A 12,706-nucleotide genomic window follows, 5' to 3' on the forward strand; every position below is an offset into this window, starting at 1 on the left:
TTCGGAATGTCTCGTTCAGGTCGGACGCCTTCTCGGGCGAAACCATACTGCGGTAGCTACGCTCGATGCGAGCGTGGGGGTCGTGCGGGAACCACCTTCTGGCGTAGGAAGCTACGTTTGATCCTCGGTTCACGACGCTCGACGTGCAAGACCGTTGTCATTCTCTGGATCGTTGCGTCTTTGTCGATGCCGGCTAGTATTCCGCCGCAGCTTGGTTTTCGGTTGGGCCCGACAGTCGCCGTCCTCTCCGAGGTCGGCGCATTGCAAAGCTTCGCTTTGTGGGTGCCGAGTTCGGAGAACACGGCGACTCTCCGAACGCATCGGCTACCCGCAAATTTAGCTGCGGCGGAATACTATTCGATCCATCCGCCGCCCAGGACTTGCGTGTCGTGGTAGACGACGGCGGCTTGCCCGGGGGCGACTGCGTCGACGGGGTGGTCAAAGCGAACGCGGAATCGATCCGGCGCGGCGGGGTCGATTCGGATCGATGCCGGTTGCGGGGATCCGTTGTAGCGGATCTGAACGGCCAAGCCATCGCTTCGGTCCCCCGCGTGGCCGAGTGAGGCCAGCGATTCCGTCTCGACCAACCAATTTGCGTCTGCAGCGGAAAACTCCTCGCAGGCCAGCGATTCCTTTTCGCCGAGCACCACCTGATTGGTCTGGGGGTCGATTCGGACGACAAAGTGCGGCGTGCCCAGGGCGATCCCCAAACCCTTGCGTTGGCCGACGGTGAAGGCTTCGTAGCCGTCGTGGGTGCCGACGACTCGGCCGTCGGTCGTGACAAACTCGCCGGCGGTGGTTCCGACCCGACTCGGGCGTCGGGCTTTGACGAAGTCGCTGTGGTGACCTTGGGTGACGAAGCAGATTTCTTGGCTGTCGCGTTTGCCGGCGACACCGAGTTGAAGGCTTTCGGCGATGGAGCGGATTTCGGTTTTTCGGTAGTCACCGACCGGCAGCAACATCCTGGGCAGCCGCCCGCGACCGATCCCGAACAGCGCATAAGATTGATCTTTGTTGCCGTCCAGCCCGCGGTGCAGTTGGCCGTCGATCATACGGGCGTAGTGTCCGGTAGCCAGGTAGTCCGCCTCGACGCCCTCGGCGTAGTCGAACAATCGGCCGAACTTGATCCAGTGATTGCATTTCACGCAGGGGTTGGGCGTGCGACCGTTGAGGTAGTCGTCGACGAAGTAATCGACGATGCGACGAAAGTCCGCTTGCAGGTCCAAGGCGTAGAATGGGATGCCGAATTTGGCTGCGACACGCTTGGCGTCGGCGGCATCGCTGGCGGTGCAGCAGCCTTGTTTGTGATCGGCGCGTCCGCCGGTCAGCCCCGCCAAGACAGGAAGCGAGGAGGTCGAGCTGCCGCCCTCGGCCGAGCCGTCGATCTTGCAGACCTGACTGGATTCCTCCCCGTGGCGCATGAAGACGCCGATGACCTCGTGTCCGGCCTCAAGCAACAGATGTGCCGCCACACTTGAATCGACTCCCCCACTCATCGCCAGGACCACGCGTGCCATGTATAGTTTTCAACCTCCCGGATATGTCTCTTCAAAGTTAAGAATTCGTCGTGATCGGCGAAAAGGATGTGATCACTGATGGACGCGGAAATGGTTCAGCGCAGTGAAAAGATCAAGAAACGCCTGAAACTGCTCGCCGAGTCCTTGGACCATCAAGGCAAGGCATCGCAGGTCAAAAAAATCGAAGCCAAGATGGGCCAACCGGATTTTTGGGACGACAACGAGGCGGCCCAAAAGACGGTCGGTGAACTCAAGGCCCTGAAAGCCATTGTCGGCCCTCTGAAGGAATTGTCCAGCAGCGTCGAGGACTTAAGTGTCCTGATGGAGATGGCCGAGGAAGATGAATCGGTGGCCGCCGAGGTCGCCGAGGAACTCAAGCGGCTGGACAACATTCTGGACGATTTGGAGCTCAAGGCGCTGCTGAGTGGTCCCAACGACAACGCCGGCGCGATCTTGACCATCAATGCCCGCGATGGCGGAACCGACGCCAACGACTGGGCCGAAATCATGCTGCGGATGTACTCCGCCTGGGCGGTGGACCAGGACTACAAGATCCAATTGCTCGACCGTCACGACAACGAAGAAGCCGGGATCAACAGCGCCTCGATCGCCATCCGGGGGCCGATGGCCTACGGCTACCTGAAAGGGGAGGAAGGGATGCACCGTTTGGTGCGTATTAGCCCCTTTAATAGTGAAGGCAAACGTCAGACCAGTTTTGCCGCCGTCAGCGTCGCCCCGGAAATCGATGACAGCATCGAAGTCGAAATCGAAGAGAAGGACGTGCGGACAGATACCTTTCGGGCCAGCGGTGCCGGCGGCCAACACGTCAACAAGACCGACAGCGCGATTCGGTTGACCCACGTCCCGACCAACACCGTCGTGCAGTGTCAAAGCGAACGCAGCCAGCACCAGAACAAAGCCAACGCGTGGAAGATGCTGCGCGCAAAAATGGCCCGGTTGGAGGAGGAGAAACGCGAGGCCGAAATCGCGGCCAAGTACGGCACCCAAGCCAGAACCGGGTTCGGAAGCCAGATCCGCAACTACTTCTTGCACCCCGACCAACGTGTCAAGGATGCCCGAACCGGACACTATGTCGGCAACTTCAACAGCGTGATCGACGGCAGTGAGCTGCAGGGATTTTTGGACGCGTTTCTGCGCTGGCGGGCCGGAGACAAAACGGTTGCCAGCGCAGACGACGAGTGACGCATCCGGGCGCGCCGTCAGCGTTGCAACACACCTGTACTCTGATCTTCTGATCAGGTGCGTCAGTTTGACATCGTTTCGCGTCGCAGCCGCGTTTTTGCTGAATGTTCCGCACTAAATTCGCTCGACAGCGTCTCGTTCTTGAATATAACGAAAGAGCAGACACCGTCGGCAGGGAGAACATTACGAAGCAGCGAGCGGAAGTTCGTGGCCCAGAAATGGCAGGATGCCCCCGATCTGGTAGGGCCCGAAGCGGCATGAAATGACCGCTCCGTTCCAATGACAGGGCACAGTGGAGATTGACGGTCATGCACAATGTCAGTCAAGCAGAGGGGCAATCGGATCGAATGATCAGCAGCAAGTCGACCGCAACCGGCGGAGAGGGTTCGTCACCACCGCAAGCGGACTTGTATCGCAATTCAAGCCCTCGGTCTGCGATCGTCACGGCGTTCGAGGCCTCGCATCAGTTGCGACTGGTCACGCGGGGGATGATCGCCGTGCTGTGCGTCGTCGCGGTGTTTCTGTTTCTGTTCTTCCCTGACCATTCGGGCGCCGTGACGTTTCCGATTCCGATGCTGGTGATCGCGTTTGCCGTGTTGCGAGCGTTTGCACGGTTCACGCACCTGTTGATCTTCAGGCCCGGTCGATCGATGCGGCCGCGACATTCCTATCGCAGCGTTTCACTGGCGGTTTCGGCATCGGACTTTCTGATCAAAGCAACGGTCGCGTTTCTGATGGCGACGACGATCGTGATCGGGTCCACCTATGATTTTCCGCACGTCGGGATTGTTGCCGCGTTGTGTCTGTTGGTGGCGACCTTGGTCAACCGTCCCTGGGGAGGCTTGTTTCCGGATGCATCGCGGGAGGAGCAACGGGACCGTGTGCGGCGGCAGACGCGCGAATCATTGGCCCAAGCGGCGTTGGAAGCGGGGATCGTCCCCGAGGTGCGCCCTTGTCAACGCGATCCGCAACACGGTCGCGATCGACAATGCTTTCACGACGGACACCGCGGCCCGATTCCGGCGGCGACATCGGAACGCAATGTCACCGATGCCGCCAATGCGACCGACGAGGTGTACATTGAATTTGATGAGGTGGAAGAAGAAGACGCTTTCGCCGATGCCCAAGCACCGAGTGGGTTCACCGCCGACTTCCCCGCACGTCTGCGTGTGGTTGCCGACCGAGTCGGCTGAACGCGTTGCCGGATCATCTCGCCGGTTTAAGGTCGTGCGGCGTTGGGCGAATCGCGGTGCAGCCAACACCGTGGTCATGACGTGGGGTGCGATCATGCCGCCGTCGCACCGTCGTGCAGCATCTGTTGCAAGCGGGCCAGCGTGGCGAACATCTCATTCCATTGTTGAACGACTTCCATGGTGGACAGCGCCGGCGCGTCGTCGCGGTCAAACCCCAGTTCGCTGACCCGAACGATTTGATCCATCACGCGGATCCCGCGGGTCGCGGCCGATTCCGTTTTCGATTCTGCCGATTGGCCGTCGGAGTCGTCCACGGGCAAGACCTGCAGCATGGCTTGGTGAACGGCCCACAGCGCTGCCTTGCGAGAGGATTCGGCTTGGACGGTGGTGCGAAGTGTTCCGGATTGGACGAAGTACTTGGCCATGGGGATGTCTCCGAAGGTGGCGGTGAAGGGATTCGGCCGAGTGGCATGTTCGCCTCGGCTACTCTTTTGATCGCCGCTGCGGTGACACGTTCGGTCCAGGCAGCGATCCGCCGTGTTGCCGGGTAGCGGAGGGAGCGACGCAGGTACGATGCCCCTTCCGAGCTGTCGTCTGTGGGACGCTGCAACCGCTCGTGCCATTCGTGCGTTATTGCGCGCCGCTGCGTGACGTCCGCTCGGATGGCGCGCCGCATTCGGGCACATCGGAGGGATGGCAAAAAGAAATTCTCGCTTGGCGATGCCTGTCCGGCCCGGAGTCCGATCATTTTTGTCCTGTGAAATTGCTGCTCCAATACGGGTCGCTTACGTTGAGCCGCGATGTCATTTTCATCAGGCCAGTCCGAGGGGCTGGGGCGGCGTCCACGCCACATCATGCGTTGTGTGCATCTGATAGCGGTTCGCCCGGGGGGATTCGGCATCGGGCACAGCATTTGCGGTGGGGCGTGGCGGCCCGAGATCAGCTTACGGCCCAGAGAGCAGGATTGCATTGCCCACCACCGGTCGCCATGTTTCCCATCAAAGAATCGCGTTTTCTGTCCGAGGACGTCAAACTGTTTCGTGTCCAGACGCCTCGGATCGCGCGCAAGCGGCAGGCCGGGCAGTTCGTCATCGTCCGCATCCACGAGCACGGTGAACGAATCCCGTTGACGATCGCCGACTCGGATGTCGACGACGGCACGATCACGATCATCGTCCAAGGCATCGGCAAGACGACACGGTTGCTGAATGAACTGGAAGCCGGAGATGCGATTCTGGATGTCGTCGGTCCGCTGGGTGGACCTTCGGAAGTCAAGGACTTCGGCACGGTCGTCGTCATCGGCGGCGGAGTGGGAACGGCCATCGCCTATCCGACCGCGGTGGCGATGAAGCAAGCCGGCAACCATGTGATCACCATCGTCGGTGCCCGCGATCGGTCATTGCTGATCTTGGAAGACGAAGTCCGTGCGACCAGCGACGAGCTGTATCTGATGACCGACGACGGCAGCTACGGTGAACAGGGATTCGTCACCCAAAAGTTGCAATCGCTGATCGACCAGGGGCGGACGATCGATCACGTCCTGGCGATCGGTCCGATTCCGATGATGCAGGCCGTCGCCGAGGTCACTCGGCCGCATCAGATTCCCACGATCGTCAGCTTAAACCCGATCATGGTCGACGGCACGGGCATGTGTGGCGGATGCCGGGTGTACGTCGGCGGGCAGTGCAAGTTTGCCTGCGTCGACGGACCGGAATTCGATGCCCACCAAGTCGACTTCACCAATCTGATCCAACGCAACCAAATGTATCGCCAACGTGAGCAGGAGTCGCTCGAGCAGTTCGAACAGGATCCCACGCACGATCTGGAGGAAGCCCATCATTGCCAGATGGAACAGCGGTTTCCCGAGGTGGGGCCGAGAACGGTCTAACGTTCACGACGCAAACGTTCCCTTTACCAACCATCACCCCCGAAGACGACAATGGTCGATAAACTGCCTCCCAAGGAACGCACCAAGATTCCTCGTCAGACGATGCCCGAGCAGGATGCCTGTGAGAGTGCGCACAACTTTCGCGAAGTCAATTTGGGATTGGACGAAGCGATCGCACAGCGGGAATCGCAGCGTTGTTTGACCTGCGCCGATCCCAAGTGCACCCACGGTTGTCCGGTGGGCGTGCAGATCCGTGAAGTCGTCGATTTGGTTCGCGAGGGCGAGTACCTTTCCGCGGCCGCCAAGCTGCGCGAGGACAATGTGCTTCCGGCGGTGACCGGGCGTGTTTGTCCACAAGAAAACCAGTGTGAGGGCGCCTGCGTGCTGGCCAGACGTTTTAATTCGCTGGCGATCGGATACATCGAGCGGTTTGTCGCGGACTATGAACGCGAGACGGGCCAAGTCGGGCTGCCCGAGCGGGCTCCATCGACGGGCAAGAAAGTCGCGATCGTCGGCAGCGGTCCGGCAGGGTTGAGCTGCGCCGGCGACCTGGCCCTTAAAGGGCATGAGGTGACGGTGTTTGAAGCCCTGCACGAAATCGGCGGCGTGTTGATCTATGGGATCCCCGAGTTCCGCTTGCCCAAGGAGATCGTCCGGCAGGAGGTCAACAACATGCGGGCGATGGGGATCGATTTTCAAACCAATGTCGTCATCGGCAAAACGGTCACGATCGACGAGCTGTTCGCGGAAGAAGGCTACGATGCGGTGTTCATCGCCACCGGCGCGGGGCTGCCCAAGTTCATGAACATCCCCGGCGAAGAGTTGGCCGGGGTCTATTCGGCCAACGAGTTCCTGACGCGTGTGAACCTGATGAAGGCCTATGACCGCGACCGATACGACTCGCCGATCTACGATTGCCGTGATCGCAACGTGGCGATCATCGGCGGCGGCAATACGGCGATGGATAGCGTCCGGTCGGCGTTACGGTTGGGCGCCAAGAACGCCTACATCATCTATCGCCGCAGCCAACAGGAGATGCCCGCCAGGGGCGAAGAAGTGCATCACGCCAAGGACGAAGGCGTGCAGTTCATGAACCTGCACAATCCGTTGGAGTTTCTCGGCAACGAAGACGGCAATCTGACCGGCGTCAAACTGATCAAGATGGAACTCGGCGAAGCGGACGAATCGGGACGCCGCAAACCGGTCCCGATCGAAGGTTCCGAATTCGTCATGCCGATCGACGTGGCGGTCGTCGCGATCGGCACCGGCGCCAATCCGTTGGTGCAATCGACCACGCCGGACATGGCGACCAACAAGTGGGGCTACATCGTCGCCGATGACGAAACCTTGCGGACGAACAAACGTGGCGTGTTTGCCGGTGGGGATATCGTCAGCGGTGCCGCCACGGTGATCTTGGCGATGGGCGCCGGACGGACCGCGGCACGCTCCATGCACGAGTACCTGGAAACCGGTCAGTGGTGAAAGGTCGCGCACGACATTCGGCGGGACGACGTCGCTACCTTCGCCAGAAGGTGGATCCCAGGTGTTTTCCACGCTCGCACCGAGCGTGGCTTCGTTGGCGTGGCGCTGTCCGCGACTTGACTTGCCCGCCGCTGGGGCGAATGCGGCTGATGAAAGCCGCTTGTGTAGATTCTGTGCACGGGACCCTGTAAAATGGACCCAGTGTCGCCTCACCGAGAATCATCACTCGCCCGCGGAATGGATGTCCGTCGCGTTTGGTGTCATTCAACATTGGTTGTAGAGTGCAATTAGCAGACATGGACTATCTCTTCGTCTTTCTGTTCGTATGCCTGGGGGTCGCGATGGTGCTGGGCGGTATCCTGGCGTCGTACTTGTTGGCGCCCCGGAATCCGACGACGGTGAAACAATCGCCGTATGAATGCGGCGAGGAAACGATCGGGTCGTCGTCGATCAACTTCAACGTTGCGTATTATTTGTTTGCGATTCTGTTTTTGGTTTTCGACGTCGAAGCGGCGTTTCTGTTTCCGTGGGCGGTGGTGCTGCGTGAGCTGGGGATCATTGGGCTGATCGAGGTGGTGATGTTCGTGCTGGTTCTGGTCGTCGGTCTCGTCTATGCATGGAAGAAGGGGGTTTTGGAATGGGAATCGTAACGGACAAGTTGCCCGGTGCGTTGGAGAAGGTGCCCGGTGGGAACGTCTTGGTGACTCGGTTCGACGAGATCATCAACTGGGCGCGAGCCAACAGCCTTTGGCCGTTGACGTTCGGCACCAGTTGTTGCGCGATCGAGATGTTGATGGCCACCGGCGGCCCGCGGCACGACATGGCACGTTTCGGCGCGGAGGTGGCGCGGCCGTCGCCGCGTCAGGCTGATTTGTTGATCCTGGCGGGAACGATCGTCAAACGGATGGCCCCGCGATTGCGGACCTTGTACGAACAGATGGCCGAGCCGCGGTACGTGATTGCTACGGGGGCCTGCACGATTTCCGGTGGCCCTTTCATCTATCACTCCTACACCACCGTGCGGGGTGCCGACGAGATCATTCCGGTCGACGTTTACGTCCCCGGCTGTCCGCCTCGTCCGGAGCAATTGTTCCACGGCTTGTTGACGCTGCAAAAAATGATCAAGGAGGGTGAGACGATTCGCGAGCCCGGCGTGCGCCGCAAACCGGTCATCAGTGCGCTTCCCGAAGGCGTGACGCTGGAGGACATTCAGGGCGAAATGAAGGAATTGCTGGTCAAGGAAAACGTGGTCGATGTCCACCAAGCGGTCGACAAACTCAAATGGCCCAGCGGGACCAACGATGGATCGTGAAGCCCTGCAAGCGGCGGTCTGCCAGCTCGATTCGTCGATTCGGCCGCTGGAGGAAAATGCGGATCGGGCGGCGGTGGTCGTCGAGGCGGCCGCGCTGCCGGCGATCCTGCGGCGGCTGCGCGACGAACCCGAATTCGCGTTCGCGCAGTTGCTGGACCATGTGGCGGTCGACTGGATCGATCGCGAACAATTCGAACTGGTCTATCACCTTTATTCTTTCAAGCACAAGCATTTTCTATTTGTCTCTGTCTTTATTCCTCGCGAGGATCCGCGGGTGCCGACGGTCTGTCGCCTGTACCCGGTCGCCGAGTGGCAGGAGCGCGAGGTCTACGACCTGTTCGGCGTGCTGTACGAGGATCATCCGGATCTGAGGCGGTTGTTTCTGGAGGATGATTGGATCGGGTTTCCGTTGCGCAAGGACTATCAGGACGACTTCATGCTCGACAGGCCAAGATGACCGTAGAAGTTTCTTCTCTGAAAGAGCTGGTGGAACAAGCCAGCGGGACCAGCGGTTCGCCGGACACCCAAGAGTATTTCGTCAACATGGGGCCGCAGCACCCGTCGACCCACGGCGTGTTGCGTCTGGTGTTGAAGCTGGACGGCGAACGTGTCCTGAGATGTATCCCCGTGCTGGGTTATATCCACCGCAGCATCGAGAAGATCTCCGAGCACATGAACTACATGAATTGTGTTCATCTGACCGACCGCATGGATTACCTGTCGTCGATCATGAACAACTGGGCGGTGGCCAAGGCGGTGGAGGAAGCGGCCGGCATCGAGGTGAACGATCGGATCCAATACATCCGCACGATCTTTGCCGAACTGGAGCGGATTCAAAGCCATCAGTTGTGGTGGGGCGTGTTGGGGATGGACTTGGGAGCGTTCACACCGTTTTTGTACGGGATCCGTGATCGCGAAGTCCTGAACGACGTGATGGAGGAAACGATCGGTGCCCGGTTGACGATGAACTACGTGCTTCCGGGCGGGCTGATGGCGGACATCCATCCGAATTTCGTCAACCGTGTCAAAGAGTTCATCAAGTATTTTCGTCCCAAGCTGGATGAATACGACGACTTGTTGACGGGCAACGTCATCATCCAGGAACGGCTTCGCAATGTGGGCGTCTTGTCGGCGCAAACGGCGGTCCAGTATGGGGCGACGGGGCCGGTGCTGCGTGGATCGGGCGTCGCGTTTGACCTAAGAAAAGACCACCCCTACGGCGTCTATGATCAAGCCGATTTCGAAGTTCCTGTCGGCACGGTCGGTGACAGCTGGGACCGCTATTGGGTGCGCGTCGAAGAGATGCGGCAGTCGTTGCGGATCGTCGAACAGCTGCTCGACAACATTCCGCCGGGCGATTATTTGGTCAAGAAACTGAATTCCAAAATCAAGCTTCCCGAGGGGCGTTATTATAGCCAGCTCGAAACGGCACGCGGGATCCTCGGTGTGTTCATCACCTCGGACAAAAAAGACGAACCGTATCGACTGCACTATCGCTCGCCGAACTTCAACAACCTGTGGTGCTTGGAACCGATGATCAAAGGCGACTACATCGCATCACTGATCGGGGCCATGTCGTCACTGGATCTGGTCATCCCGGACATCGATCGCTAGAGAGGGTTCCATCGCTGTGGCACAGGCTCTGATGAATCTGATTTCGGCGCCGCTGCTGGCCCAGGCCGGCCGGGCCGCTGCCGGTGCTGCTCCGTCGATGGAACGTGCACGGACGGTGTCCGACCGCGCCGCAGACGCACTCCAGTACAGCATCTGGGCTGCGGTGCTGTACATCGCGATCGGGCTGGTCGCGGTGCTGGTCGTCGTGTCGGTGCTGGGGTTGGTGATGAGCTACATTGAACGCAAGGTGGCCGGTCATTTTCAATGCCGCCTGGGGCCGATGCGAGTCGGCCCGCACGGGATTCTGCAATCGTTGGCCGACGGCATCAAATTGTTGTTCAAGGAGGGCATCGAACCGGGGCACGGCGACAAGGTGATCTTCATCGGCGCGCCGATTTTCAGCATCACGGCCACGATCCTGTTGCTGGCGATCGTTCCGGTGGCCCCCGGGATCCAGGTCGTCGATATGAACGTGGGGGTGGTCTACATCGCGGCGGTCAGCGGCATCGGTGTGATGGGAATCCTGATGGGCGGCTGGAGCAGTGATAACAAGTGGTCGCTGCTGGGGGCGATGCGAGCGGGCGCGCAGATGATTTCCTATGAGATCTCATTGACGATCGCGATCTTGGTCGTGGTCATGTTTTCGGGCACGCTGCGCGTTTCCGAGATCATCGAAAGTCAACAACAGGGCTGGTGGATTTGGCGGGGCCACGGCGTCGCGATCGTCGCGTTTTGTTTGTACCTGATCGCGTCTACGGCCGAATTGAACCGGACGCCGTTCGATTTGCCCGAAGGCGAAAGCGAATTGACCGGAGGTTATCACACCGAATACAGCGGCTTGCGGTTTTCGTTCTTTTTTCTTGCCGAGTTTGCCAACCTGTTTGTTTTTTCGGCCCTCGCGACGACGTTCTTCCTGGGCGGTTGGTTGCCGTTTCATATCGGCGACTATGAAGCATTCAACCGTGTGATGGACATCCTGCCGCCGGTGATTTCGCCGTTGTTTTGGTTCGGCACCAAGTGCACCGTGTTGATCTTTGTGTTGATGTGGTTTCGCTGGACTTTTCCGCGGCTGCGCATGGATCAATTGATGCGGCTGGAATGGAAAGTGCTTTTGCCTTTCGGGTTTGCCAACCTGATCCTGGCGGCAACCGTGGTGCTGACCGGACTGTATTTTTTCCCCACCGCGACATGAACGGTGATTCACCATGACCACGACGACATCTGACCAAGCGAATATTGAGAGCCCGCCGATGGATTTCGGCGACTTGAAATCGCAATGCGTCGCGCCGCGTCCGTCGATCATGGGGCGGCGTCGCAGTCTTTCAGGGATCTTGTGGTTGTCGGCCAAGGGCATTTTGCGAGGCTTGCTGACGACGCTCAGCTACTTTCGACGTCCTTCCACGGTGGTCACACAACAGTACCCCGAAAACCGCGACACGTTGCAGATGTTCGAACGGTACCGGGGGCGATTGTCATTGATCCACAACGAGGACGGCGAACACGGATGCACGGGGTGCCAGATTTGCGAGCGTCTCTGCCCCAACGGTTCGATCATCGTCACCAAAGACAAGAAGAACGAGGCGACCGGTAAGCCGGCGCTGGACCAATTCATTTGGCGGCAGGACACCTGCACGTTTTGCAACATCTGCGTCTTGGTGTGTCCGTTCGACACGTTGGAGATGACCGGCGACTTTGAATCGTCGGTCTACGACCGACGGCTGCTGGTGTTCAACCTGAACGAGTACGCCGGCCCCACCGCGGATCAGTTGGAAAAGCTCGGCGATGAAGAATTGGCCAAGGCTCAGATGAAACCAATGAAAAAGTATCAAGGCCCGGTGCCGATGTGCGGCGGCGAATTGGATGGGATTCCCAAGTTGGACACGGGGAAATCAGACGATGCATGACGGGGCCATTTCGACCTTTTTCTTTTATCTTTTCGCCGCTTCCTCGATCGCGTTGGCGCTCGGCGTCGTGCTGGGACGACGGTTGCTGCGATCGGCGATTTGTTTGATCGGCGTGCTCGGCTGCAGTGCCGGTTTGACACTGGTGCTGGGGTTTGAGTTCGTCGCGGGCATTCAGGTGCTGGTGTTTATCGGCGGCATCGTGGTCTTGTTGTTGTTCGCGATCATGATGACCAGCCAAGGGCACACGTTTGAGCAACAACCGACGCTCCGCCGCCGGGTCGCCGGGGCCTCTGTGGCGGCGGCGTTTTTCGCGGTCACGGTGTCGGTTTACATGAACGCCGATTTTCCGGTGCCGTCGGCGGAGGAGCTGGCGGTGTCCCATGAAGGTGCCGATGAAATCGGTCGCAAGCTGCTCAGCAATCAAGGCGACGGCTACATCGTGCCGTTCGAAGTGATTTCGTTGTTGCTGTTGTCGGCGTTGATCGGCGGCATCGTGATCGCCCGAAAGCATGCTCCGGAGGACCAGGACCAGGACCAGGACCAGGACCATGACCAGGACCTGACAAACCATCCCACCGACGTCGGAAGTTGAC

At 59.5% G+C, this 12,706-nt stretch carries 13 protein-coding genes; 11 read left to right on the forward strand and 2 right to left on the reverse strand.

Features of this window, described 5'->3' with window-relative positions; all coding sequences use genetic code 11:
• Positions 1 to 353: 353 nt before the first annotated feature.
• Complete coding sequence (gene mnmA, locus Mal15_RS29110; protein WP_147870969.1) at positions 354 to 1,517, reverse strand: tRNA 2-thiouridine(34) synthase MnmA; 1,164 nt, start codon at positions 1,515 to 1,517, stop codon at positions 354 to 356.
• A 78-nt stretch (positions 1,518 to 1,595) separates the two neighbouring features.
• On the opposite strand from mnmA, the gene prfB reads away from it, so the two are divergent.
• Positions 1,596 to 2,720 (forward strand): peptide chain release factor 2, encoded by a 1,125-nt coding sequence (prfB, locus tag Mal15_RS29115; RefSeq protein WP_147870970.1) that lies wholly within the window; start codon positions 1,596 to 1,598, stop codon positions 2,718 to 2,720.
• A 308-nt stretch (positions 2,721 to 3,028) separates the two neighbouring features.
• Positions 3,029 to 3,913 carry a hypothetical protein gene (locus tag Mal15_RS29120; protein WP_147870971.1) on the forward strand — a complete coding sequence of 295 codons (885 nt, stop codon included), beginning with the start codon at positions 3,029 to 3,031 and terminating at the stop codon, positions 3,911 to 3,913.
• Positions 3,914 to 4,005: 92 nt separating this feature from the next.
• Here Mal15_RS29120 and Mal15_RS29125 read toward each other — a convergent pair whose 3' ends face one another.
• Positions 4,006 to 4,338 (reverse strand): hypothetical protein, encoded by a 333-nt coding sequence (locus Mal15_RS29125; RefSeq protein WP_147870972.1) that lies wholly within the window; start codon positions 4,336 to 4,338, stop codon positions 4,006 to 4,008.
• A 563-nt stretch (positions 4,339 to 4,901) separates the two neighbouring features.
• Here Mal15_RS29125 and Mal15_RS29130 point away from each other — a divergent pair.
• The 9 genes from Mal15_RS29130 to Mal15_RS29170 all read left to right on the forward strand — a co-directional run bounded on the left by Mal15_RS29130 (position 4,902) and on the right by Mal15_RS29170 (position 12,705).
• Positions 4,902 to 5,801 (forward strand): sulfide/dihydroorotate dehydrogenase-like FAD/NAD-binding protein, encoded by a 900-nt coding sequence (locus Mal15_RS29130; protein WP_147870973.1) that lies wholly within the window; start codon positions 4,902 to 4,904, stop codon positions 5,799 to 5,801.
• A gap of 51 nt (positions 5,802 to 5,852) precedes the next feature.
• Positions 5,853 to 7,283, forward strand: a complete 1,431-nt coding sequence (gene gltA / locus Mal15_RS29135) for an NADPH-dependent glutamate synthase (protein WP_147870974.1) — start codon at positions 5,853 to 5,855, stop codon at positions 7,281 to 7,283.
• Between the two features lie 296 nt (positions 7,284 to 7,579).
• Complete coding sequence (locus tag Mal15_RS29140; RefSeq protein WP_147870975.1) at positions 7,580 to 7,933, forward strand: NADH-quinone oxidoreductase subunit A; 354 nt, start codon at positions 7,580 to 7,582, stop codon at positions 7,931 to 7,933.
• On the forward strand, positions 7,921 to 8,595 hold the full coding sequence (gene nuoB, locus Mal15_RS29145) for an NADH-quinone oxidoreductase subunit B (protein WP_147870976.1): 675 nt from the start codon (positions 7,921 to 7,923) through the stop codon (positions 8,593 to 8,595). The genes Mal15_RS29140 and nuoB overlap by 13 nt, the downstream gene beginning before the upstream one ends.
• A complete protein-coding gene (locus tag Mal15_RS29150; protein ID WP_167547113.1) occupies positions 8,585 to 9,052 on the forward strand; it encodes an NADH-quinone oxidoreductase subunit C in 468 nt (155 codons plus the stop codon). The genes nuoB and Mal15_RS29150 overlap by 11 nt, the downstream gene beginning before the upstream one ends.
• Entirely contained in the window at positions 9,049 to 10,209 is a 1,161-nt protein-coding gene (locus Mal15_RS29155; protein ID WP_147870978.1) for an NADH-quinone oxidoreductase subunit D, read from the forward strand. Before Mal15_RS29150 ends, Mal15_RS29155 begins: the two co-directional genes overlap by 4 nt.
• A 16-nt stretch (positions 10,210 to 10,225) precedes the next feature.
• Positions 10,226 to 11,401: an NADH-quinone oxidoreductase subunit NuoH gene (gene nuoH / locus Mal15_RS29160; protein ID WP_233903097.1), complete on the forward strand. Its 1,176-nt coding sequence runs from the start codon at positions 10,226 to 10,228 to the stop codon at positions 11,399 to 11,401.
• 13 nt (positions 11,402 to 11,414) lie between these two features.
• Positions 11,415 to 12,113: a 4Fe-4S binding protein gene (locus tag Mal15_RS29165; protein ID WP_147870979.1), complete on the forward strand. Its 699-nt coding sequence runs from the start codon at positions 11,415 to 11,417 to the stop codon at positions 12,111 to 12,113.
• Positions 12,106 to 12,705: an NADH-quinone oxidoreductase subunit J family protein gene (locus Mal15_RS29170; RefSeq protein WP_167547114.1), complete on the forward strand. Its 600-nt coding sequence runs from the start codon at positions 12,106 to 12,108 to the stop codon at positions 12,703 to 12,705. Before Mal15_RS29165 ends, Mal15_RS29170 begins: the two co-directional genes overlap by 8 nt.
• Position 12,706: the final 1 nt, after the last annotated feature.

Origin of the sequence: Stieleria maiorica (assembly GCF_008035925.1) — a bacterium.
GTDB lineage: Bacteria > Planctomycetota > Planctomycetia > Pirellulales > Pirellulaceae > Stieleria > Stieleria maiorica.